The following is a 23910-nucleotide window of genomic DNA, read 5'->3' on the forward strand; positions in this document are numbered from 1 at the left end:
AGGTGCGGCGGGGGCCGCTCAGTTTGCGCTGCATTGCGCGATGACCTCGCGCACCATGGCGTCCGGAGCGCTGCGCATGATGGCCGAGCCGGGCTTGTCGATCACGACGAAGCGGATCTCGCCGGCCTCGGACTTCTTGTCGATGCGCATCAGTTCAAGATAGCGCTCCGCGCCGAGCGCCGGCGCGACCACCGGAAGGCCCGCCTTCTGGATGAGCGCCGTCAGACGCTGCACAAAAGCGGCGTCGACGCCCCCGAGGCGCTGCGAGAGGTGCGCGGCCATCACCATGCCGCAGCCGACCGCCTCGCCATGCAGCCATTCGCCATAGCCCAGGCCCGACTCGATCGCATGACCGAAGGTGTGGCCGAAGTTCAGGATCGCACGAAGCCCGGTCTCCCGCTCGTCCTGGCCGACAACCGCTGCCTTGATCTCGCAACTGCGCTTGACGGCATACGCCAGCGCCTGCGGATCCATCGCCACCAGGGCGTCGACATGGGCCTCGATCCAATCCAGGAAGCCCATGTCATAGATGGGTCCGTACTTGATGATCTCGGCCAGCCCCGCGCTCAACTCGCGCGCCGGCAACGTCTTGAGCGTCGCAAGATCGCAAAGCACGAGTTGCGGCTGATAGAACGCGCCGATCATGTTCTTGCCGAGCGGATGGTTGATGGCGGTCTTGCCGCCGACGGAAGAATCGACCTGGGCCAGCAAGGTCGTCGGGACCTGGACGAAGGGGATGCCTCGCATGTAGCTGGCGGCGGCGAAGCCGGTCATGTCGCCGATGACGCCTCCTCCGAGCGCGAAGAGGACTGTTTTGCGGTCGCAACCGTGACCGAGCAGTGCGTCGAAGATCAGATTGAGAGTCTGCCAATCCTTGTGTGCTTCGCCGTCGGGCAGCTGAAGCACGTGGACCGAGCGGAACCGAGTCGCAAGCACCTTGCGCAGCGTCGCGGCGTACAACGGTGCCACGGTCGTGTTGGTCACGATCAAGGCGCTCGCGCCGGTCGGCACGGCTGCGAAGCTCTGTAGATCGTTGAGCAGGCCACTGCCAATCAGGATCGGGTAGCTGCGATCGCCGAGTTCGATCTCGACGTGCTCGTGGGAAATCGTCAATGGCATGCCTGCGAGTTTAGGCGCATGCGCGCCCGTGCCGAATTACTCGGGAAGTCCGGCCTGCGGCAATGAAGGGATGATTCCCGCCAACTCAAGTTGGGCCATGACGAGATTGACGGACGTTGCCAGTGTGGGGCGCCCCGTGTCGATCACGTCGTGAGCGGTCTCGCGGTAGAGCGGATCGCGCGCGTCGTAGAGCTCGCGCAACCGCCCGAGAGGATCGGCCACCTGCAACAACGGTCGCTTTACGTCATGTCGTAGACGGCGAAACAAGTCTTCCGGGGAAGATCGAAGATAGACGACGTGTCCGCATTCACGCAGAACGCGGCGGTTGACATCCCTCAAGACTGCGCCGCCGCCAGTGGCCAACACGCCACAATGCGTGGCGAGGAGTTCGCCAATCACCGACTGCTCGATGTCGCGAAAGCTCGCCTCGCTTTCGCGCTCAAAGTAGTCACGGATCGAGCAAGCGATGCGCTCCTCGATCACCGTGTCGGAATCCAGAAACGGCAAATCGAGCTCACGGCCGAGTCGACGACCGATGCTCGATTTACCCGAACCCGGCAAGCCGATCAGAATAATCGGCTTGCCAAACGTCTTTAGAGCGGAGTGTTGCAACCTTGAGTGGGACCGGTACCGATGTCGCTGCCATAAGGCGGTATGAGGAACGACCCGTTGGTCGCATCTTCCTGCGCGGCGCGAAGAATGTAAGTGTACGTCGCGGCGCCTTCGCTGCCCGACACCCCCGCTGTTACCGTGATCTTCACACGCATCCAAGTCGCGACGTTCTGTGGGTAGGTCAACTGGACCTGCGCCAAGCCACCGTTTTGGGTCAGATTGCCATTAACGAAGCTGATCGCAGCATCAGCCTTACGGGGCGTGAGCTGACTGTCGTGATTGGTGTCCTCGCCAGTGTCCAAGATGCCGTTGCGATTCTGATCCTCGTTGTAGCACCATTTGTACCCCGGGAAGTCGTTCGTGAGCAAGCTCGGGGGCGCCGGCGGCGTGGCACCCTTCCAGTACCCGTCGATGTCAACGACGGCGGACAGGGGAACGCCATCCTTGGCCTGACCGGCCGAATCAACGACTTGAATCTCGAATTGCTTGATGTATGAAATCTTGCTCGGCGATTTCGTGATTTCGTTACCCGAACCGATGGTCAGCGAGACAGGGCTAGCCGTCACCGTCAGCGACGTCTGCACGACGTTCGGGCACGTTCCTGGAGCAAAGTCGGCCACGTCGTAGCACGCCTTGATGACCACCCCATTGGTGGGGCTGGACGTGGTCGAAGCCACGTAGCTCGTCGTGGCCGCCCCAGCGGCATCGCTGTAGACCAAGTCCGAGCCGGTCGACAGCGATTCGCCGGGCAGTGCAGTACTCGCGACGGAGAACCGCACGCGCATATTCGGAATCGGCGTGTTGTCGGCAGCGAAGAACAGCGCACGAATCTCCGACTTGTTGGCTACGCTGCCGCTGGAATTGGACGCAACGACAACCGGATTGGCGAGTGCACTCGCGCCGGATACAGGCCCGACCGCGTTCGGTACTTGTGCTCCTGACGACACCTGCAGCGGATATGTATTCGTAACGCCCAAGCTTTGTACGGCGATCGTATAGAGGCCGTCGGTGCTGGGCGCCGTGAATGTATAGGTAGCGACGCCGGTCGAACTGGTTTGGGTGGGTGCGAACACTTGACCGGGAATGCCGCTCGCCGTCACTGTTGCACCCGCGATACCCGCACCGGACGCATCCTTGATCGTGACCGTCACAGTCACGTTCGCGCCAGGCTGAGGCTTCTGAGGCACCGAGTTCAGTTGGATCGCACTGCCTGCGACGCTGATCGCACCTGTCTTGGTCAGCGCGCCCGACGTCACCGTGTAGTGAATGAGCCGATTGGACTTGTCGGCGCCAATGCCGACCTTGCCGCCAAACGTGCCGTCGGCGGCGGTGGCCGATCCGGCGGCGGGCGTGAAGACCGCGTTGCTATCGACGGTCACGGCGACGGGCACAGAGCCGACGACGTTACGCGAGGCATCCACAGCTACAACGCTGAGCGTGGCTTGGTCGCTGCCTGTGTTCGTGAGCGCGGCCTTGTCGACCGTAACGATCATGTCCGCTGCCGTCGGGGTCGGGGTCGGGGTCGGAGTTGGTGTAGTTGTCGATCCTCCGCCGCCAGTCGAAGTCACCGGGGGAAGCCCCGGACTGCCGCCACCGCCACACGCTGTCATCATGGCAGCCATGATCGTTGCAACCAACGCAGATTTCTTCGCGCTCAATGAATTTCCCATTTTTAGCCTAAAAACATTCTTGTTTAGCGAGCCGCATTGCGGTCGGTGATCATCTTCGGCGAGATAAAGACCAGCAATTCGGTCTTGTTCGCCGTCCGATTTCGCGTACGGAAAAGGGCCCCGAGGTAAGGCACTTCCCCGAGGACCGGTATGCGTGATTCGTCGGTCGCTTCGGTCAACTCGAAGATGCCGCCGATCACAACGGTGCCGCCGTTTTCGACCAACACTTCGGTTTGGACGTGCTTGGTGTTGATGGCAAATCCGGCCGTTGTGGGCTGTCCGACAGTGTCCTTGTTGACATCCAGTGTCAGGATGATGTTGCCCTCAGGGGTGATCTGCGGCGTCACCTCCAGCTTGAGATTGGCCTTGCGGAAGGCGATGGATGTGGCACCGCTCGAAGTCGCGACCTGGTAGGGAAGTTCCGTACCCTGTTCGATCAAGGCCTTTGTTTGATCAGCCGTGACGACACGAGGGCTGGAAACGACCTTGCCCTTGCCATCAGCTTCCAGAGCAGAGATTTCCAGGTTCAGAATTCTCGACAAGCTTTGATTGAACAGGGAAATCGCAAAAGTCCCCGGCGCATTCCCGTTGCCGGAAACACCGGTGGAGGGCAAATTGACAAAGTTGGAACCTGTGAAGACCGTGGTTGCGGTGGGCTGGTTCTGGAACACGCCATTGACAACTGGATTCGGTGTGACGATGGGATTTGCTCCGACCGTGCCGTTCGTGTTGATGATGCCGCCGCCGAGCTTGACGCCCAGCGATTTGCCGAACGTGTCCGTCGCTTCGACGATTCGCGCCTCGATCAGCACCTGACGCACAGGTATGTCGAGTTTCTGGATCAGTTCTGCCACCTGCGCCAGGCGGGACGGGATGTCCGACACGAAGATCTGGTTGGTCCGAGCTTCGGCAAGCACACTGCCACGGGCGCTCAGGATACGCGTCGCCGTGCCACCACCGCCGCCACTGGCAGCACCCGTGCCAGTCAGGCCTTGAGCAATCTGGACCGCCTTGGTGTAGTTCAGTTGGAAGGACTGCGTGCGAAGCGGTTCCAGGTTCTGAATGGCATTCTCGGCCTCGAACTGGAGCTTTTCCTTGGCGTTGATCTCATCCTTCGGCGCGATCCAGAGGACGCTGCCGTTCTTGCGCATGCCCAGGTTCTTGGCCTGCAGAATGATGTCCAGCGCCTGGTCCCAGGGAACGTCCTTCAGGCGGAGCGTCAGCGCACCGGTGACCGAATCCGAAGTCACGATATTGAAGTTCGTGAAGTCGGCAATCACCTGGAGGAGCGAGCGCACTTCGATGTTCTGGAAATTCAGCGAGAGCTTCTCGCCGCTGTAGCCGACGCCCTGGGTCAGCTTCGTGGGATCGATCTTGCGCGGCCGGACTTCGACCACGAACTGGTTTTCGCTCTGGTAGGCGCTGTGCTCCCACTCGCCCTTGGGCTCGATGGTCATCCGCACGCGATCGCCGACTTGTTGCGTCGTCACCAATTGAACGGGCGTGCCGAAATCCGACACATCCAGCCGGCGACGCAAGCCTTCCGGCAGCGTCGACTTGGTGAACTCGACGACCAGATTCTTGCCTTGCTGGCGAATATCAACGCCGACCTGGTTGTTGGCCAAATCAACAATCACGCGACCGGTACCGTCCGAGCCAAGCCGGAAATCGACGTCCTTCAAGGGCAACATGTCGCGGTTGCGGTTTTCCGCGAACGTCGATTGGGCCATGGTTGTCGCCAGGGCTTGGCCTGCCACCGGCTCCAGGGACACCAAGAGCGACTTGCCCTGAATTTCGGTCTTGTAGGCCGTCGCCTGCTTCAGATTAAGGACCAAACGCGTGCGTTCGCCTGCCTGAACCACATTGACAGATTTCAGGTTGCCCTGGTTGACCTCGATAGCCGAGCGCCCGATTGCATTCGTGACGCCGGGAAAATCAAGCGCAACGCGTGCTGGCGACTGAATGGCAAACCCCGTCGGCGGCGCGGTGAGCGGTTGCGTGAAGTCGATTCGAATGACCTCCGAACCGGATTGCATCGAACTCGTGACCTGTTCGATCGCGTTTTGAGCATGGACGACGGCGGCCGCACTGAGGGCCAGCACAGCCGCACCGGCAGCGCGCAGCCACTGCGCGAGCATTGATTTTTGTTGATTCATTTCTTCGTCGTCCTCTCTTGCAACTGCAGCGTCGCCACGCGTTCGATCCATTCACCGGCGGCGTCCTGCACGATTTCACGCAAGCCGAGTTCGGTTTCACTGATTCGGGTAATACGCCCGTAGTTGAGTCCCAGGTAGTTGCCGACCCGGACCTGATAGAGCAACTTGTCGACGCTGATCAAGGCAACGGGTTGGCCATTGCGATTCAGGCTTCCCACCATTGCCATGGAATCGAGCGGAAATGCTTCGAGCGCTTCCTTGCGACGGGTCAATTCCGGAGCGATGAGCGCAGAGGTGCTGGGCTGACTCGAGTCGCGGCGTAGCGCCTGCGTCAGCTTCTGCATGTCGAAGGGCTCGATCGTGCTGCCTTCGGTATAGGCTTGCGGAGTGAACTTCTTCGGCTCCGTGATCGGAGGCACCGTCGGCTTCACCTGTGCCCGTTGATCGGCCATCCAGCGCTGGAGTTCTTCCTGTTCGGACCCCATGCAACCGCTCAAGCCCGCTACGGCGGCGCAGAGCCCTAGAAAACCGAGCGTTCTCATTTCTTCTTCGCCCCCGCTGCGGCACGCTTCTGCATGTTTTGCTCTTCCTCATCCAGATAGCGGTAGGTCCGCGCAGTGGCGTCCATGACAAGGGCACCATCTTTCTGCGGCGTCACGGAAAGATTGTTCAGGGTCACGATCCGCGAGAGATTCGCGACATCCGCCGCGAAGGCGCCCATGTCGTGATAGCGCCCCGTCACGCGCACTGCGATCGGCAGCTCGGCGTAGTAGTCCTTGACCGATACCTGTCCAGGACGGAACAACTCGAACTGGAGGCTGCGTCCAAGGCCGGCCTGATTGATGTCCGACAGCAGGGCGTCCATTTCGGCCTTGCTCGGCAGTTGTTTTTCAAGCAGCGTGACGTACTGCTGGACCTGTTCGCGCTGTTTCTTCAGCAGTTCGAGGTTGGCCGCTTGAGCGACCTTCTTCTGATAGTCAGCCCTCAGGGTGACTTCCTTCGCACGTGCAGCTTCGAGCTCGTCATTCGAGTTGGTCAGCCACACGAACCACAATGCCGCCAGGACCGCCGCAGTCACCGCGAGGCACAAGGCGTAGCGGGGAACGGGCGGCCATGCCGACGGGTCGTTCGGGTTCAGCCCCTGGAACTGTTCACCGAATCGCCGCAATGAGGCGCCGATGTCGAATTTTTGGGAAGAGCGTTTGGTTGCCATGATGAACGCCTAACCCTTCGCTGCTGGTGCTGCCGCGGGCTTGGCCCCTGCAGCGGGCTTCTGCGCGTCGGTGGGCCGCTTGAGGCCGATGCGCATCGTGAAGTTCGCAACGCGGCGCTGGTCACGCGGACTCAGGCTGACGCTGCCTGATGTGATCTCGACCAACTCCGGCTTGACCAGCCACGGACTGTTGTTGCCGAGATTGCGGAGCAATTCCGACACCCGCTCATTGGACTGCGCCATGCCTTGCAGCGTGACCGTCTGGTTGTCCTGCTTCATGCTCGTCAGGTAGACGCCATCCGGAAGCTGCCGAACAAGCTCATTGAGCAAGTGCACCGGCATGTTCCGATCGCCCTGCAGATCTTCGACCGCTTGCTGCCGTGCGCGCAGTGCCGCAATTTCGGCCTGCAAGGTCGAAATCTCCTTGATTTCGGTTTCGAGCTTGGCGATCGAGGTCTGCAGAAGGCCGTTCTTCGCCTGCTGACTGGATATCTGAGCCTGGTACCAGAGGTAAGTCGCTCCGGCCAGCACGACCCCCATGACCGCGGCAAGACCCAGCGTCGCGTAAAAAGTCTCGCGACGGCGCTTGCGCGCGGCTTCCCGGTGAGGGAGCAGATTGATGAGGATCACTGCAGGAACCTCCGCATCGCCAAGCCGCACGACGTCAGGTACGAGGGCGCTTCGCGGCGCACTTTCTTTTCCCGGATCCCGCTGCCGATTTCCATCCCGTCGAAGGGATTCACGAGCGAGCAAGCGAATGATGTCTGGCGCGTCACCGCACTGGTGAGACCCGGCAACGATGCCGAGCCACCCGCCAGCAATACATAGTCGACGCGGTTGTGCGGCGTGCTGGTGAAGAAGAATTGGAGCGCGCGGGCAATTTCCTGCGCAATGCTGGCCACGAAGGGCTTGAGCACGCCCGAACCATAGTCCTCGGGCAGGTCCCCGCTTCGCTTCTTGGCCTCTGCTTCCTCTGCGGAAAACCCGTACTGACGAACAATGAGTTGTGTCAGTTGAGCGCCGCCGAAAGCCTGATCGCGGTCATACAGCACTTCCTGATTGCGCAAGACCTGCATGCTGGTCGTGAAGGCCCCTACCTCGAACAGTGCGACGACCGCGTCACGGCCCTGTCCGGGAAGCTGCTCGATCAAGCGTGCGGTCGCCAAGCGGGATGCATAGGACTCGACGTCCAGAATCACCGCCTTCAGCCCGGACGCCTCGGCCAAACCCTGGCGATCCTGCACCTTTTCCTTGCGCGACGCGGCAATCAATACTTCAACGTCGCCGGCCGAACTTGCGCTTTGCCCGATGACGCAGAAATCGAGGCTCACCTCATCCAGGGAAAAAGGAATGTATTGATTCGCCTCGGACTCGACCTGAATTTCGAGCTCCTGCTCGCTCATTCCGCCGGGCAAAACAATTTTCTTGGTAATTACTGCCGACGGCGGCAAAGCCAAGGCGACGTTTTTGGTACGCGTGCCGCTTTTGCGCACGACGCGCCGCACCGCCTCGGCCACTTCGTCGAACTTTTCCACATTGCCGTCGGTGATCCATCCGCGCTCGAGCGGCTCGATGGCACAACGCTCCAGCACCAGCTTGCCGCTCGCGTCACGGCCCAGTTCGACCAGCTTGACACTGGACGAGCTGACGTCCAGCCCAAGCAAAGGCGCAGGCTGGCGGCGAAACAACGATCCCAAGTCTGTCAAGTTAGATCCGTCCGTTTGTAACGATTGGAAAAATTTGCGAGTGGTTGCATGCTAGCAGCAGGTAGAACGCCATCCAAGCGACGAACCCCCAGTGCGGCACCAATCGTTGTCAAAAGTCGACGTAACAGTTCCCTTCTGCAACTTACGTCACAAATAGGAGTACTTGGGTCCTAACTGATACGAACACGCCGCCTTCAAGGACCGCGTTTTTATAATGACCGCAGACTCCAACAGCCTCAATGCCCGAAACTTCCCGACCCAAGACGCCTGCAAAAGCCTCCCCGCCCGCTTCCAAACGCCCGGCCTGGCTGAGATGGTTGGTCCGAATCATATTGTGGAGTTTGGGCCTCGTAGCGGCCGGCGCAGTTGCTGTCATATGCATCATCGCGGTCGCACTGGCGGTTGCCTATCCGAACCTTCCAGACATCTCCGAGCTGGCTGACTACCGCCCGAAACTTCCTCTGCGGGTGTTCTCGTCCGAGGGAATCCTGATCGGCGAATTCGGGGAAGAACGCCGGAATCTCACCCCCATCTCGACCGTGCCGAAGGTCATGAAGGACGCAGTCCTCGCAGCCGAGGACGCGCGTTTCTATGACCACGGCGGCGTCGACTACAAGGGCATGCTGCGCGCCGGCCTCGCAAACATGAATCGCGTCAAGAGCCAAGGGGCATCGACCATCACGATGCAGGTGGCGCGAAATGTCTATTTGAGTTCCGAGAAAACCCTTACTCGCAAGATCTATGAAGTCCTGCTGACATTCAAGCTGGAGCACCTGCTGACGAAGGACCAGATCCTCGAGATCTACCTGAACCAGATTTACCTTGGCAATCGGGCCTACGGATTTGCGGCGGCTTCCGAGGCTTATTTCGGCAAGCCACTTCAGGACATCACGATTGCACAGGCAGCCATGCTGGCAGGCCTTCCGAAGGCGCCCGGCGCGAACAATCCCGTCAACAATCCGACGCGAGCACGCGGGCGGCAGCTCTACGTGATCGACCGCATGCAGGAAGCCGGCTTCATCACCGCCGAACAGGCGGCGGAAGCCAAGAAGGAAGACCTTCACCTGCGCGACGCCGCCGACCCCACGCGCCTGCACGCCGAATACGTCGCCGAAACGGTTCGACAGTTGATGTACGCGCAATACGGCGACAGCACCTATACGCGCGGCCTCAAGGTCTACACCACCCTTGTCGCTGTGGATCAGGCTGCGGCCTACCGCGCCCTTCGCAAGGGCATCATGGACTATGAGCGTCGCCAGATCTATCGGGGGCCCGAGAAATTCGTCGACTTGCCCAATGACTCGAAGGAGGTCGACGAAGCCGTCGACGATGCACTCGCCGAGCATCCCGACAACGGCGACGTGATGTCGGCCGTGGTGCTCAAGGCCAACGCGAAGGAAATCACCGCTGTTCGCGGCAACGGCGATACCCTCCAGATCGTGGGCGATGGCCTGAAGCCCGCGCAGTCAGGACTCTCGGACAAGGCACCGCCCAACATCAGGATTCGCCGCGGCGCGGTGATCCGCGTCGTCAAGACGCCAAAGGGTGCATGGGAGATCACCCAGTTGCCGGAAGTGGAAGGTGCGTTCGTCGCGATGGACCCGCGCGACGGTGCCGTGAAAGCGATGGTCGGCGGCTTCGACTTCGACAAGAACAAGTTCAATCACGTCACGCAGGCGTGGCGGCAGCCGGGCTCGAGTTTCAAGCCTTTCATCTATTCCGCAGCGCTCGAAAAGGGCTTCACGCCCAGCACGGTAATCAACGACGCGCCGTTGTTCTTCGATGCCGGCACCACCGGCGGACAGCCTTGGGAGCCGAAGAACTACGACGGCACCTTCGACGGGCCCATGCCCCTGCGCCGTGCGCTGATGAAGTCGAAGAACATGGTGTCGATCCGCATCCTGCAATCGATCGGCACGCGGTATGCGCAGGACTGGATCACCAACTTCGGCTTCGAGCGTGAAAAGCACCCGGCCTATCTGCCGATGGCCCTCGGCGCAGGTTCGGTCACGCCGATGCAGATGGCGACGGCCTACTCGGTGTTCGCGAACGGCGGATATCGCGTCAATCCCTACCTCGTGACGCGCGTGACCGATCACAAGGACAAGGTCCTGGTCGACAGGCAACCGCCCTTGCTCAATGAATCGATGCGCGCGATCCCGCAGCGTAACGCCTACATCATGGACAGCCTGCTGCAGTCAGTGGCGAGCGGCGGCACCGCGGCCAAGGCGCAGGCGACGCTCAAGCGGACAGACATCTACGGCAAGACCGGTACGACGAACGACTCTCTGGATGCGTGGTTTGCGGGTTTCCAGCCGACGATGGCTGCCATTGCATGGATGGGCTACGACACGCCACGCAAGCTCGGTGATCGCGAGACCGGCGGCGGACTGAGCCTGCCGATCTGGATCACCTATATGGAGACCGCGATCAAGGGCGTTCCTGTGGCTGAAGTCCCCGCGCCCGCAGGCGTGGTGAACGTTGGCGGCGAGTGGTACTACGACGACTACGCACCGGGCCGCGGCGTCGCGACCCTGGGTGTCGAAGGCGGCCCGACGCCGCCTGCGGAAGCGATCAGCGGACCGCCGATCGGCCCGACGCCGGCGCCTGAAGAACGCAGCCGCATCCTGGACCTGTTCCGGAACTAGACAATCGTCAGTCGGCCGAGAAATTCAGCGGCTGCCCTGCCTGCAACGTTGCTTCGCGCGAGAGGTTCCCAAAGAATTCCTCGCGTGTCTTCGTGTCGACCCACGCGCGGCCGTCATGGCGGTAGTGGTAGCCGCCGGAGCGGGCAGCCAGCCAGATTTCCTGCAACGGTTTCTGCAGGTTGATGATCAACTGGCTTCCATTTCGAAAAGTGATCGTGATCATGCCGCCGACGCGCTGGTTGTCGATATCGGCATCGGTTGCATCGTTGATGCGATCGCAACCGCGCTCTATCGCTTCAAGCGCGGCTTCCGCGCGGTCCATGTACTCGGGGTCGGTCATTACAATTTCGCCATGTTGAATGTTCGTCAAATTCTAGTGAGCGCCGTTGGCCTCGCGCTCGTTGGGGTCGCCCTGACCGCCTGCGGCCAAAGGGGCCCTCTCTATCTGCCCACCGATCCCGCCGCAAAGGAGCGCGCGACGCTGCCCCAGGCGCTGCTACCCGGCGCTGCCAAGACCGATTCAACGACAAAGCCTACACAGCCAACAGGGCCAACGGCCCCGACGAACACTGCCCCAGCACCGACTGGAGATACCAAGTGAGCCAGTTCGCGCTTCTTCCCGGCCATCCCCACATCGCGCGCAAGGAGGGCGAGTTGCATGTTGAGGGCATGAAGCTCTCCGCGCTCGCCCAAGAGCATGGAACCCCCCTCTTCGTCTATTCGAAGCAATGGATGCTCGATGCACTCGCGGCCTACCGGCGCGGCTTCGAAGGTCGCGACGCCCTGGTCTGTTACGCAATCAAGGCCAATTCCTCTCTCGGGGTCCTGCGCGTCTTCGCGGAAGCGGGCTGCGGCTTCGACATCGTTTCAGGCGGTGAGCTGGCCCGCGTCCTGGCGGCCGGCGCGGACCCTGCCAAGGTGATCTTCTCCGGCGTCGGGAAAACGCGCAGCGAGATGAGTCAGGCGCTCGCGGCCGGCATCGGATGCTTCAACGTGGAAAGCGAAGCCGAACTCGAAGTGCTCAACGCGGTTGCGCTCGAAAAAGGGCGTCGCGCATCTGTCAGCGTGCGCATCAACCCCAATGTCGACCCGAAGACGCACCCGTACATCTCGACGGGTCTCAAGGGCAACAAGTTCGGCGTGGCCCATGACCAAGCGGTCGCGATCTATCAGCATGCTGCTTCTCTCAAGGGCCTGCAGGTGGTCGGCATCGACTGCCATATCGGCTCGCAGATCACCGACACAGCGCCTTACCTCGAGGCGCTGGAGCGTGTGCTCGATCTCGTCGAGGCGATCGAGAAGACCGGGATTTCGTTGCACCACCTCGATTTCGGCGGCGGGCTCGGCATCGACTACAACGGCGACACGCCGCCGGGTGCCGATGCGCTCTGGCTGCAGATGCTCGCGCGCCTTGATGCGCGAGGCTTCGGCGGGCGCCGACTCATTGTCGAGCCCGGGCGCTCGCTGGTCGGCAATGCCGGCGTCTGCGTCACGGAGGTGCTCTACACCAAGCCGGGTGAAGAAAAGAACTTCTGCATCGTCGATGCGGCCATGAACGATCTACCGAGGCCGGCGATGTACCAGGCATTCCATCAGATCGTTCCCGTGACCGAGCGGCAGGCTTCCTCCGTCACGTACGACGTTGTCGGGCCGGTGTGCGAAAGCGGCGACTGGATCGGCCGCGATCGTTCGCTGCGGGTCCAAGCCGGCGATCATCTCGCCGTGCTCTCGGCGGGTGCCTACTGCATGGCGATGGCCAGCAACTACAACACACGCGGGCGCGCTGCTGAAGTCCTGGTGAGTGGACACAGCGCCAAGCTGATCCGTCGTCGCGAGACCATCGAGGACCAGCTTCGCAGCGAGCGATTCAACGACTGAGCGCCCGGGGAGCGATCGGACCCGACAGCTTCTTCTTGCTGGCGAAGTTCCAGAGCCGCCATCCCAGCAAAACAGCAATGATCGCGGCATAGACGAACACTTCCGAAAAGTTGTTCTTGCCCGCCCGCATCCAGAAGAAGTGCAGCAGCCCAAGCCCGGCGATCACGTAGACCAGCTTGTGCAGCGCCTGCCAGCGCTTTGCGCCCATCGCCTTGATGGCCCGATTGAACGACGTCGCAGCAAGCGGGGTCAGCAGTACGAATCCGGTGAAGCCCACCAGAATGAACGGGCGCTTGGCGATGTCCTTGGCGATGTCCTGGACTTCGAAGCCCATGTCGAACCAGCTGTAGCTCAACAGGTGGACGGCGACGTAGAAGTAGGCAAAGAGGCCCAGCATCCGGCGAAACCGCGCCAGTGTGTTGGTCTTGCTGATCACCCGCAGGGGAGTGACTGCCAACACGATGCAGACGAAGCGGAGAGTCCAGTCGCCGGTCGAGCGGATCAGATGCTCCGCCGGATTCGCGCCCAGGCCATCGGTGAGGGCGCCATGGAACAGCCACGCGAACGGCAGCAGGCACATCACGAACACCAACGGCTTGGCCGCCGGGTGCATCAGGAGCTTGTTCACGACAGGCTTGCTCAGTAGTACTTCTTCAGGTCCATGCCAGCGTACAACTGGCCGACCTGGGCTTCGTACCCATTGAACATCTGCGTCTTCGCGCGCTTGGCGAACAGGCCGCCGCCATCCCCGATACGGCGTTCGGTCGCCTGGCTCCAGCGCGGATGATCGACATTGGGATTGACGTTCGAATAGAAACCGTACTCTTGCGCCGCGGCCTTGTTCCACGCCGTGCCTGGCTCCTTCTCGACGAAGCGGATCTTGACGATCGACTTGCCGCTCTTGAAGCCGTACTTCCATGGCACCACGATGCGCACCGGTGCGCCATTCTGATTGGGCAGCACTTCGCCGTACATCCCGAAAGCCAGCAGCGTGAGAGGATGCATGGCCTCGTCCATGCGCAAGCCTTCTGTATACGGCCAGTCGAGAATGCGCGATCCGACGTAGGGCATGGTCTTCGGATCGGCCAACGTCACGAACTCAACGTACTTCGCGTTGCCCTGCGGTTCGACCTTCTTGATCAACTCGGCCAGCGAATAGCCGACCCACGGGATCACCATTGACCATCCTTCGACGCAACGCAGCCTGTAGATGCGCTCCTCCTGGGCACTGAGCTTGAGCAGGTCCTCGATACCGAACTTGCCCGGCTTGTTGACCAGGCCTTCGACTTCCACGGTCCACGGCCTTGTCTTGAGCGTCCCGGCGTTCTTGACCGGGTCTCCCTTGTCGGTGCCGAACTCGTAATAGTTGTTGTAGCTCGTGGCGTCCTTGTAGTCGGTCAGCTTTTCCATGGTCTGCACACCAGGAACGTTCGACTTCACGCCCGGCAGCGGGGCCAACTTTCCGGGCGCGGAGACCTGCGCCAGCGCTTCGCGCGATGCCCAGGATGCCATGGCAGCCCCCGCCGCGCCCGTGGCCAGCCACCTGAGCATGTCGCGCCGGCTTTCGTAGATGCCTTGCGGCGTGATTTCGCTCGAATGCGGATGGATGAAGCCGTTGTCACGGGACCGAATCAACATGGATCGCCTTTCGCCAGAATTGCTGTGCATGACTGAGTTCGTCGCCAGCGATGATTTGGTTACGCGCCAAAGCAGATCACGGATTCATTTCGTCGTGAAAACCAACGGCGTCAGAGGGTTCCGTAGCTGTGCAGGCCGCTCAGGAACATGTTGACGCCCAGGAACGCGAAGGTCGTCACCGCCAGTCCGCCGAGTGCCCACCAGGCCGCCACGGTGCCGCGAAGGCCCTTGACCAGCCGCATATGCAGCCAGGCCGCGTAGTTGAGCCAGACGATCAGCGCCCATGTTTCTTTCGGATCCCAGCTCCAGTAGCCGCCCCAGGCATCGGCCGCCCACAGCGCGCCGAGCACTGTCGCGATCGTGAAGAAGGCAAAACCGACCGTGATGGACTTGTACATCACATCATCCAGCACCTCGTTCGTAGGCAGCCGAGCAGCAATGCGCCGGCGGCCAAGCAGGATGCCGGCCGCAATCAACGCCGAGATCACCGCATAGCCGACCCAATAGCTGCCGCCGGCCTCTTGCGCCCGCTGGCGGAACGCCACCGGCACGAAGCAAAGCGCAACGCCAAGCAGCCAGATCGGAGTGAGCTTGTACCAACGGGTCTCATCCGCCTGTTCCTTGATGAGATAGGCGAAGGCAACCATGGCCGCCAGCGAGAAGGTCCCGTAGCCGATGAAATTGGCCGGCACATGCAGCTTCATCCACCAGCTCTGCAATGCCGGGACCAGCGGCTGGATCTCCTGCGCATCGCGCACCAGCGTGTACCAGAGCAGAAAGCCGACGGCGGCACTTACCACCAGCATCACGAACGCGCCGAGCGAGCGTGTGCGATAGCGCGACTCGAAATAGAGATAGAAACTTGCCGTCAACCAGCAGAAGAGGACAAACACTTCGTACAGGTTGCTGACCGGGATATGGCCGATATCGGGGCCCAACTGATGGCTCTCGTACCAGCGGACCATCGTGCCGATCAGCGCCATGGTCACCGCGGCCCAGGCGAGCCGCGAACCGATGAGATCCATGGCGTCGCCCTGCTTGCCGCCGAAGAAGCCGATCCAATAGAAAAGCGTGCTCATGAAGAAGAGCACGCTCATCCACAGAATGGCCGACTGGCTCGAGAGGAAGTACTTGAGCCAGAAGACCGAATCGGCACGTGCCAGGTCCCCCTGGTAGGACGTGATGGCCAACAGCGTCGCGCAGCCGACCACGATCGCCAACACCCGCAGAGGTCGCCAGAACCAGCCGATCCAGATTCCGGCGGCCATCGCCGCGACCAGGATGGTCTTCTCGTAGTAGTCCATCGACCCCGCATAACGCGAGAAGGCGAAGATCCCACCGGCCAGCACCAGGGCCGCGAAGATCCAGTCGAAGGCATTCCGGCGCGACAGCCAGCTGTCGTTGAGCGTGAGGGTGGTGGTGGTCATGGCGCCGTGTCTTTCCTGATGGCGAGCAGCTTGTCTTTCAGATGCTCGAATTCGCGATCGCTGTCGATGGTCTTGCGATTGACCGAAAAGGCCATGGTGGCGGCCGTACCGGGCGTCGACGCACCCTCTTTCGTCAGCCACACCCACAGTCTGCGCTCCCGGAGGTACAGCATCGCAAAAATGCCAATGATCAGCAACAGGCAGCCAAGATAGACGATGTTCTTGCCGGGTGCACGGGCCACCTGAAAGACACTGGCCTGCACTTGCTTGAAATCCGTCATCATCATCGCCACCGGAGCGGGATAGAAGTGCGCGTCGCTGATGGCCAGCACCGCCTGGGTGAGAAACGCCTGAGACCTCTCGTCAGCCGGCAACGCGGCAAGGCCCGCCTTCTCGCGACTCACGTTGAGCACTTCGAAAAGCACGTCGTTGAGGATGCGCACCAGTACCGAGCCCGCGCGCTCCCGCTCGGCTTCGGGCACGTTCGCCTCCATGAACTCCGCAATTGCCTGCCAGCCGCCGGTCGTCACCGCGTCGGCCTTGGCCCGCTCAGTGCCCGCGAACAACGCGAGAGCGCGCGCCGCGGAAGTGCGGAGTTGATTGGCAAGCTCCGGCCGTTTCGGATCGGTCGTGCGCGTGATGTAACGGTCGATGGCCAGCGCGCGCGCCTTCGCATCCGCAAGCGTCTCGCGCATGCGCACGAAGCCGTCCATCGAGCCCTTGTCGTCAGCCGGCACACGGAGATATCGGAACGGATCCTCCGGTCGGTCGCGCACGCCGAGCAGGAACACCGGTTGGCCGTCACCGGTGTCGACGGGAACCATGTAGTTCTGATATTCGCGCGCCTGTCCCGCGGCATCGCGCAGCTTGTAGCCGATGCTCGGGCCGATGTTGCGCAACGTCTTCGGCTTGTTGGTCTTGTTGGCGGCCCCCAGGCGCGACTCGAGTTCGCCTCGCAAATCGACCTTGCGGACGTCCGCACCGCTCGTCATCTCACCGCCGGAGCCGTCGCCGAAATTCTCGACGTTGATCACGCGCAGCGCCGCGTACTCGAGCGTGAGGCGATCGGTGCCGTTGGTGATCTCGGTGCTGCTCCCGATCGTGCCTTCGACCTCGAAGGGTTTCGCCGCCGCGCCCATCGGGACCGCCTTGAGCTTCACGGTCGATCCGCCATCGTCGAAGCTCGACTGGTAGATCTCGACGCCCTTGTAGCTGGCGGGATGATTCACTTCGATGCGTGTCGGAATCTCCTTGCCGGTCTCGCGGTCGTGCAGCACCACCTCGCTCGCGAACAGCTTGGGCATGCCGGTCGAGTAGTAATCGACGATGAACTTCTTGAGCTCGATGGAAAACGGCAGATCCTGAAGCAGTACGCCGTCCGCCTGATTGAGGATCGCAACGCTCGCCTGCCCGCCTTCGGGCACCAGGATGTTGCCGCGGAAGGTCGGATTGTTCGGCGACAGCCGGTGCTGCGGCGCGACGTCGGCAATGAGTCCACCGCCGGTGTAGACGCTTTTTCCATTGAACCAGGTCTGGGCGCGCACCACCAGGTCGCCATCCAACAATCCGCCGATGCAGACGAGAACGATGGCGCTGTGGGCGGCAATGTAGCCGAGCTTGTGCGCGCCGCCCGCCCGCGCGGCGACCATCCATCCCTTTCCCTCGCGCTGCTGGAGCTTGACCTTCCAGCCGCCGCTGACCAGAAGTTGCCCGATGCGATTGGCAGCAACGTCCGGCGTTTCATCGAGCACGGTTTCGGCCCGCTGTCCGAAGGCCTTGAGACTTTGCGCGCGGATGTCTTCCTTGTAGGTCTTCAGGTCGGCAAAGATACGCGGCGTATTGCGCGCGATGCACAGCGAAGTGCTGATGACCAGAAAGAAAAGGATCAGCAGGAACCACCAGGCGCTATAGATCGCGTCCAGCTTCGCTGCGCGGAAGAACTCCGCCCAGAATGGGCCGAACTGGTTGACGTAGTTTCCGAACGGTTCATGCTGCTTCAGAACGGTGCCGATGATCGATGCGACGCAGATGATCGTCAGCAGTGCGATCGCAAAGCGCATCGACGAAAGCAACTCCACCGCCGCACGGACCGCTTTGGGACCGTGACGTACTCGAAGGCCGTGGGTGGAAACTGACATGAGGAGCGAGCCGTTGAAAAGCAAAAAGGCGGGCCATCCTCTCTGGATCGGCCCGCCCTGTTTGGGGTTTGTTATTGGCGGTTAGTTCACGATCAACCGCCGGGCGTCAACGCAGCCCGGCAATGTAGTCGGCCACTGCCCTGATTTCGCGATCGCTGAGCTTGGCGGCGACGCCCGTCATTTGCAGCGAGTTGAGGCGCACGTTGTCGCGGAACATGGTCAATTGCGCCACCGTGTATTCGGCATGCTGACCGCCCAGACGCGGATACTGCGCAGGGATGCCGGCGCCATCGGGGCTGTGGCAACCCGCGCACGCCGGAATCTGCCGATCGGACAAGCCGCCGCGGAAGATCTTCTCGCCGAGGGTCACCAGGTCCTTTTCCTTCGAGTAGCCGGTCTTGACCTTCTTCGATCCCACGAACCAGGCGATGTTTCGCATGTCTTCATCAGACAGCGACGCGACCATCGGCTTCATGATTGCGCTCTTGCGCTTGCCGGACCTGAAGTCCTGGAGCTGCTTGAAGATGTATTCGGGATGCTGCTGCGCCAGCTTCGGGTTGCCCGCGATGGCCGAGTTGCCGTCCGCGTTGTGGCACGAGGCACAGCTCTGGCCGTTGGCGGGCGCCGTATTGAAGAGGGCGTCGCCCTTGGCCGGATCCGGCTTGGCCGCCTTGACGGGTGCTCCGGCAGCCGGCTTTTCGGCGGGCTCGTCAGCCGCGAAGCTGACATTGGCGGCGGCGCCCAGAAGGGCTGCAAGCAGAAAACGGGCAAACAACTTCATATCGGGGGCTTGAATTTATGGCGCAAAACCCGGCGATTCTACAATGGCGCCCCGCTACGAAAGCTCATCGATGACCACCCCGCCGCGCAAGCCGGCCGCCCCCTCTTCCCGCACGGCGCCCGCCGTCGACGCCGCAACCGCCGAGCGCGTCCGTGTGGCGCGGGGCTGGCTGCACACCGCCCACTTCCTCACGAGCGCGCCCCAGTTGGAGCACTTGCCGATGTTCGAGCTGCCGGAGATCGCCTTTGTCGGGCGCTCCAACGCGGGCAAGTCGACCGCCATCAATACGCTCACGCAGCAAACCCGACTCGCCTTTGCATCCAAGACGCCAGGGCGAACACAGCACATCAATCTGTTCGGCGTCGGCAAGCAGAAGGTCGACGACGCAGTGCTGGCCGACCTCCCCGGCTACGGCTATGCAGCCGTTCCCAGGGAAGCCAAACTGCGGTGGCAGCGCGTGATGGGCAACTACCTGATGACACGCGAGAACCTGCGCGGCGTGGTGCTGATGTGCGATCCGCGCCATGGCCTCACGGAGCTTGATGAGATCCTGCTCGAAGTGATCCGTCCGCGGGTCGAGCAAGGACTCAAGTTCCTCGTGCTGCTCACGAAGGCAGACAAGCTCACGCGCTCCGAAGGCGCCAAGGCGCTGTCGATTGCGCGACTGCAGGCGGGCGGCGGCGAGGTCAAACTGTTCTCGGCGCTGAAGCTGCAAGGCGTCGACGAAGCCGCCGAACTGCTGTGGCGGTGGGCGCATCCCCAGGACGAGAAGCCAGTCGAACCGGCCGAACCGGCGAACGAGGGGCACTGACGGCGGCGGCGCCTCCCTCAACGAATAGCAATGAAGGAGACAAACCCGTGATCGAGACTTTCGCCCGCCAGCTCCCCAACGGCATCACCCTCAGTTGCCGGGCGGCCGGCATGCCCGGACGCCCGCTGATGGTGTTCCTGCACGGCTTTCCCGAGGCTGCATTCATCTGGGATGAATTGCTCGAACACTTCGCCCGGCCCGAGCATGGCGGCTTTCGCTGCGTGGCGCCGAACCTTCGCGGCTTCGAGAAATCCAGCTCGCCCCAGGAGGTTTCGGCCTACCGTGCACACCTGCTGGTGCAAGACGTCTCCGAGCTTGCCGCGAGCGAGAGCCCGGACGGAAGGATCGAGATGCTCGTGGCACACGACTGGGGCGGCGCATTCGGCTGGGGGTATGGGAACCAGCACGCCGACAAGCTCGGCAAGCTGGTCATCATCAACTCGCCGCATCCCGGCACATTCACGCGCGAACTGCTGAACAACCCTGCGCAGCAGGCAGCCAGCGCCTACATGAATTTCCTCGCGCGGCCCGATGCCGAGGCGCTGCTCTCCGCCGATGACTACCGCCGCATGTGGCCCTTCTTCACGCTGATGAAGGCCGGCGCCGACGGCTTCGGCTGGCTCACGGAAGACGTCAAGAACCAGTACCGCGAAGTCTGGAACGCCGGCCTGACTGGCGCCTGCAACCTCTACCGCGTGACGCCGATGAAGCCGGCAATGCCCGGCCAGCCATCGCAGATCCCGACGCTGCCGCGAGAGCGGTTCACGGTCGCGGCGCCGACCCTGGTCCTCTGGGCGCTGGACGATGCGGCGCTCTTGCCCGGCTTGCTGGAGGGCCTGGAAGACTATGTTCCGAAGCTCGGCATCAAGAAGATCCCCGGCGCCACGCACTGGATCGTCCACGAGCAGCCGCAGTTGGTTGCCGCCGAGATAGAAGCCTTCCTGAATCGCGACCAGTCACCCGTTCAATAGACTTTGGGTTCGCCGTCGGGGCGTGTCTTGAAGCGGCGGTGCACCCAGTAGTACTGCGAGGGCATGGTGTCGATGTAGCCTTGCAGGCGCTCGTTCATCAGCGTCGTATCGGCGATCACGTCGTCGGTGGGGAAGTTCTTCCAGGCCGGCAGCACCTCGATTTCGTAGCCACCCTTGACGAGCTTCGACACGATCGGCACCACCTTGGCGCGTCCCAGCCGAGCGAATCGCGACAGCGACGGCACGGTGGCGGCCTGCACGCCGTAGAACGGCACGAAGACGCTCTGATCGCGGCCGAAATCCATGTCGGGCAGCAAATACAGCAAACCGCCCTTGCGCAGGCCCGCGAGGACCGGCTTGACGCCGTCGACGCGATTCAGGGTGACCACGTTGCCAAAGCGCTTTCGGCCTTCGCTGATCCACTCGTCGATCATCGGATCGCGCTGCGTGGTGTAGATGGTGGCCGAGGCCCGAGCCGTTTGCATGGTTATCGCGGTGGCCGCCGCATCGAGGCCGTAGAAATGCGGCGCGAACAGGATCGTCGGTTCGTGGCCATGCGCGATCTCGTGGATCTCGCCGGCGGCGCCTTGAATCTTCAGGCGGCTCGCGACCACTTGTTCCGGCGCATGCCAGAGCCAACTCCGATCAAGCCACGATTGCGCCACGAAAACGAAAGTCTCGCGCGCCATGCGCCGACGCTCAGGGGGCGATTTTTCCGGGAAACACAGCGCCAGGTTGGCATCCACGACGCGACGGCGGGGCGCTGCGAGGGCGTGCAACACCGGCCCGAGCACCGCGCCGAAGCCGCGTATCAAGGGCAGCGGTACGTGAGCCAGCGCCCGCATGAATCCGATCCCTATCCTGGAAGTCAGGCTCATGCCGCATCTCCCGATGAGGCCGTGATGGTTTCGGCGCGTGGCTGCTTGTAGCGCGCGTAGTCCCAGACATATTGGCCGGGAAGCCGACGAATCAGCCGCTCGATACCGATGTTCATGGCGGTCGCTGCGGCTTCGGGCGTGGCCTTGGGGTCGCTCATGGCGGTCCCGTCGAACGGCTCGAACCGGATCGCATAGCCCGCCCCGCGGGGCAACCGTTCGCACACCCCGAGAAAAACGCGGGCGCCCGTCTGCTGCGCGAGGCGCGGAAGCAGCGTCATCGTATAGGCCGGTCGGCCGAGAAACGGCGCCCAGACGCCCTGCCCGAGCGGGGGCACCTGGTCCGGCAGGATGCCGGTGTAGCCGCCGCCGCGCAGCGTCCGGATCAGACCCCGCACGCCGGCCACGGTGGTCGGCAGCGTTTGCAGACCAGGCCGATCGCGCGAGCCGGCGATCAATTCCGCCATGAACTTCTTGCGAGCCGGTCGGAAAAGCGCCGTGATGGGCCCGTACTTCTCGAAAAATCGCTCCCCCACCGCCTGGCCGAAGGTTTCCCAGCTGCCAAGGTGCGGCGACACGAGGATGACGCCCTTGCGCGCGGCGAGGGCCGCCTCGAATTCTTCGATGCCGTCCCAGCGGACGATGCGCGGCAGCAGGCTTTCCCCCTGCGGCCGAGCCCAGACCCAGGGAAGCTCGCCCACCATGGCGCCCGCGGCGGCAATGGCGGGACGGTACTGTTCAGGCGTGAAACCGGCGGCCTCGGCGTTCTCCCGGAATCGCCGGCGATAGTCAGGCGCCAGCCACCAGACCAGCCAGCCCAGCCAGCCGCCGAATGCATGCATCCACGGCAAAGGCACACGAGCAAGCAATCGGAACAGAAAAATCATCAAAGCCAGGGGGGTGAAACCATGACGCGCGCGCAGCGTACAGCGCGGCTCGAATAGAATGCAAATTGTCGCTGAGTTATGGAACTACTTGCAGGGCGACGTTAAACAACACTGCTAAAGCGTTCGCCAAGGCTCCAATAGGGTTGGCAACGCGCCAACCGACCAGCATGGAGTTTCATCGAAATGGCGAACGACTTTCTCTTCACTTCCGAATCGGTTTCCGAGGGTCACCCCGACAAGGTGGCTGACCAGATTTCCGACGCGATCCTCGACGCGATCTTTGCCCAGGACCCACGCTCGCGCGTCGCCGCCGAGACGCTGACCAACACCGGGCTCGTGGTGCTCGCCGGCGAGATCACGACCAACGCGCATGTCGACTACATCCAGGTGGCGCGCGACACCATCAAGCGCATCGGCTACGACAACACCGACTACGGCATCGACTACAAGGGCTGCGCCGTGATGGTCTGCTATGACAAGCAGTCCAACGACATCGCGCAGGGCGTGGACCACGCGAGCGACGACCACCTCAACACCGGCGCCGGCGACCAGGGCCTGATGTTCGGCTACGCCTGCGACGAAACGCCCGAGCTGATGCCCGCGCCCATCTACTACGCGCACCGCCTGGTCGAACGACAGGCCCAGTTGCGCAAGGACGGTCGCCTGCCCTTCCTGCGTCCCGACGCCAAGAGCCAGGTGACGATGCGTTATGTCGACGGCAAGCCGCACAGCATCGACACCGTCGTGCTCTCCACGCAGCACCATCCCGACCAGAGCGAGACCGCAACCAAGATGAAGCCCTCGTTCGTCGAGGCCGTCATCGAGGAAATCATCAAGCCCGTGCTGCCCAAGGAGTGGCTCAAGGAAACGCGCTACCTGATCAACCCGACCGGCCGGTTCGTCATCGGCGGCCCGCAGGGCGATTGCGGTCTGACCGGCCGCAAGATCATCGTCGACACGTATGGTGGTGCTTGCCCGCACGGCGGTGGCGCGTTCTCGGGCAAGGACCCGAGCAAGGTGGACCGCTCGGCCGCCTACGCCGCACGCTACGTGGCCAAGAACATCGTGGCCGCCGGCCTCGCGCGCCAGTGCCAGATCCAGGTCGCCTATGCGATCGGCGTGGCAAAGCCGATGAACGTGACCGTCTACACCGAAGGCACGGGCTTGATTTCCGACGAGAAGATCGCGGCGCTGGTGCAAGAGCATTTCGACCTGCGTCCCAAGGGCATCATCCAGATGCTCGACCTGCTGCGCCCGATCTACGGCAAGACCGCGGCCTACGGCCACTTCGGCCGTGAAGAGCCCGAATTCACGTGGGAGAGCACCTCGCAGGCCGCAGCCCTTCGCGCCGCAGCCGGTCTCTGACACGCTCGGCGAAGC

At 62.4% G+C, this 23910-nt stretch carries 22 protein-coding genes; 6 read left to right on the forward strand and 16 right to left on the reverse strand.

What is annotated here, in order from left to right:
- Window positions 1–18 precede the first annotated feature (18 nt).
- The 8 genes from aroB to AC1DHL_RS11380 all read right to left on the reverse strand — a co-directional run bounded on the left by aroB (window position 19) and on the right by AC1DHL_RS11380 (window position 8476).
- Complete coding sequence (aroB, locus tag AC1DHL_RS11345; protein ID WP_478162040.1) at window positions 19–1113, reverse strand: 3-dehydroquinate synthase; 1095 nt, start codon at window positions 1111–1113, stop codon at window positions 19–21.
- Window positions 1114–1155: 42 nt separating this feature from the next.
- Window positions 1156–1731 (reverse strand): shikimate kinase, encoded by a 576-nt coding sequence (locus AC1DHL_RS11350; RefSeq protein WP_478162041.1) that lies wholly within the window; start codon window positions 1729–1731, stop codon window positions 1156–1158.
- On the reverse strand, window positions 1713–3224 hold the full coding sequence (locus AC1DHL_RS11355) for a carboxypeptidase-like regulatory domain-containing protein (protein ID WP_478162042.1): 1512 nt from the start codon (window positions 3222–3224) through the stop codon (window positions 1713–1715). The genes AC1DHL_RS11350 and AC1DHL_RS11355 overlap by 19 nt, the downstream gene beginning before the upstream one ends.
- A gap of 200 nt (window positions 3225–3424) precedes the next feature.
- Window positions 3425–5557, reverse strand: a complete 2133-nt coding sequence (locus tag AC1DHL_RS11360; protein ID WP_478162043.1) for a type IV pilus secretin PilQ — start codon at window positions 5555–5557, stop codon at window positions 3425–3427.
- Window positions 5554–6042, reverse strand: coding sequence for a pilus assembly protein PilP (locus AC1DHL_RS11365; protein WP_478162044.1), 489 nt, complete (start codon window positions 6040–6042; stop codon window positions 5554–5556). The genes AC1DHL_RS11360 and AC1DHL_RS11365 overlap by 4 nt, the downstream gene beginning before the upstream one ends.
- Before the next feature lie 53 nt (window positions 6043–6095).
- Window positions 6096–6770, reverse strand: a complete 675-nt coding sequence (locus AC1DHL_RS11370; protein ID WP_478162045.1) for a type IV pilus inner membrane component PilO — start codon at window positions 6768–6770, stop codon at window positions 6096–6098.
- A 9-nt stretch (window positions 6771–6779) separates the two neighbouring features.
- Window positions 6780–7400 (reverse strand): PilN domain-containing protein, encoded by a 621-nt coding sequence (locus tag AC1DHL_RS11375; RefSeq protein WP_478098529.1) that lies wholly within the window; start codon window positions 7398–7400, stop codon window positions 6780–6782.
- Window positions 7397–8476: a pilus assembly protein PilM gene (locus tag AC1DHL_RS11380; RefSeq protein WP_478098530.1), complete on the reverse strand. Its 1080-nt coding sequence runs from the start codon at window positions 8474–8476 to the stop codon at window positions 7397–7399. The genes AC1DHL_RS11375 and AC1DHL_RS11380 overlap by 4 nt, the downstream gene beginning before the upstream one ends.
- A gap of 239 nt (window positions 8477–8715) precedes the next feature.
- Here AC1DHL_RS11380 and AC1DHL_RS11385 point away from each other — a divergent pair, with 239 nt between their 5' ends.
- Window positions 8716–11124: a penicillin-binding protein 1A gene (locus tag AC1DHL_RS11385; RefSeq protein WP_478162046.1), complete on the forward strand. Its 2409-nt coding sequence runs from the start codon at window positions 8716–8718 to the stop codon at window positions 11122–11124.
- 7 nt (window positions 11125–11131) lie between these two features.
- On the opposite strand, the gene cyaY is transcribed toward AC1DHL_RS11385, so the two are convergent.
- Window positions 11132–11464, reverse strand: a complete 333-nt coding sequence (gene cyaY / locus AC1DHL_RS11390) for an iron donor protein CyaY (protein ID WP_478098533.1) — start codon at window positions 11462–11464, stop codon at window positions 11132–11134.
- Window positions 11465–11476: 12 nt separating this feature from the next.
- Here cyaY and lptM point away from each other — a divergent pair, with 12 nt between their 5' ends.
- Window positions 11477–11725 (forward strand): LPS translocon maturation chaperone LptM, encoded by a 249-nt coding sequence (gene lptM, locus AC1DHL_RS11395; protein WP_478098536.1) that lies wholly within the window; start codon window positions 11477–11479, stop codon window positions 11723–11725.
- A complete protein-coding gene (gene lysA / locus AC1DHL_RS11400) occupies window positions 11722–13002 on the forward strand; it encodes a diaminopimelate decarboxylase (RefSeq protein WP_478098538.1) in 1281 nt (426 codons plus the stop codon). Before lptM ends, lysA begins: the two co-directional genes overlap by 4 nt.
- Here the strand turns inward: lysA and AC1DHL_RS11405 are convergent.
- The 5 genes from AC1DHL_RS11405 to AC1DHL_RS11425 form a co-directional block, all read right to left on the reverse strand.
- Complete coding sequence (locus tag AC1DHL_RS11405; protein WP_478162047.1) at window positions 12992–13630, reverse strand: protein-methionine-sulfoxide reductase heme-binding subunit MsrQ; 639 nt, start codon at window positions 13628–13630, stop codon at window positions 12992–12994. The two genes, lysA and AC1DHL_RS11405, sit on opposite strands and share 11 nt — an antisense overlap.
- An 11-nt stretch (window positions 13631–13641) precedes the next feature.
- Window positions 13642–14640, reverse strand: coding sequence for a protein-methionine-sulfoxide reductase catalytic subunit MsrP (gene msrP / locus AC1DHL_RS11410; protein WP_478162048.1), 999 nt, complete (start codon window positions 14638–14640; stop codon window positions 13642–13644).
- A gap of 110 nt (window positions 14641–14750) precedes the next feature.
- Window positions 14751–16067, reverse strand: coding sequence for a c-type cytochrome biogenesis protein CcsB (gene ccsB / locus AC1DHL_RS11415; protein ID WP_478098546.1), 1317 nt, complete (start codon window positions 16065–16067; stop codon window positions 14751–14753).
- Window positions 16064–18205, reverse strand: a complete 2142-nt coding sequence (locus AC1DHL_RS11420; protein ID WP_478162049.1) for a cytochrome c biogenesis protein ResB — start codon at window positions 18203–18205, stop codon at window positions 16064–16066. Before AC1DHL_RS11420 ends, ccsB begins: the two co-directional genes overlap by 4 nt.
- Window positions 18206–18311: 106 nt before the next feature.
- Complete coding sequence (locus AC1DHL_RS11425; protein WP_478098550.1) at window positions 18312–18986, reverse strand: c-type cytochrome; 675 nt, start codon at window positions 18984–18986, stop codon at window positions 18312–18314.
- Window positions 18987–19056: 70 nt separating this feature from the next.
- On the opposite strand from AC1DHL_RS11425, the gene yihA reads away from it, so the two are divergent.
- Window positions 19057–19797 carry a ribosome biogenesis GTP-binding protein YihA/YsxC gene (gene yihA, locus AC1DHL_RS11430; RefSeq protein WP_478098552.1) on the forward strand — a complete coding sequence of 247 codons (741 nt, stop codon included), beginning with the start codon at window positions 19057–19059 and terminating at the stop codon, window positions 19795–19797.
- Window positions 19798–19844: 47 nt separating this feature from the next.
- The gene (locus AC1DHL_RS11435; protein ID WP_478098554.1) at window positions 19845–20768 is read left to right on the forward strand and encodes an alpha/beta fold hydrolase; all 924 of its coding nucleotides are present in this window, start codon (window positions 19845–19847) and stop codon (window positions 20766–20768) included.
- Here the strand turns inward: AC1DHL_RS11435 and AC1DHL_RS11440 are convergent.
- Both AC1DHL_RS11440 and AC1DHL_RS11445 read right to left on the reverse strand, forming a co-directional pair.
- Window positions 20762–21646, reverse strand: a complete 885-nt coding sequence (locus AC1DHL_RS11440) for an LpxL/LpxP family acyltransferase (protein ID WP_478098557.1) — start codon at window positions 21644–21646, stop codon at window positions 20762–20764. The genes AC1DHL_RS11435 and AC1DHL_RS11440 overlap by 7 nt on opposite strands.
- Window positions 21643–22530, reverse strand: a complete 888-nt coding sequence (locus AC1DHL_RS11445; RefSeq protein WP_478162050.1) for a lysophospholipid acyltransferase family protein — start codon at window positions 22528–22530, stop codon at window positions 21643–21645. Before AC1DHL_RS11445 ends, AC1DHL_RS11440 begins: the two co-directional genes overlap by 4 nt.
- A 183-nt stretch (window positions 22531–22713) precedes the next feature.
- On the opposite strand from AC1DHL_RS11445, the gene metK reads away from it, so the two are divergent.
- On the forward strand, window positions 22714–23895 hold the full coding sequence (gene metK / locus AC1DHL_RS11450) for a methionine adenosyltransferase (protein WP_478098562.1): 1182 nt from the start codon (window positions 22714–22716) through the stop codon (window positions 23893–23895).
- The last annotated feature ends 15 nt before the right edge of the window (window positions 23896–23910 follow it).

Source organism: Variovorax sp. 10L426 (assembly GCF_056395305.1).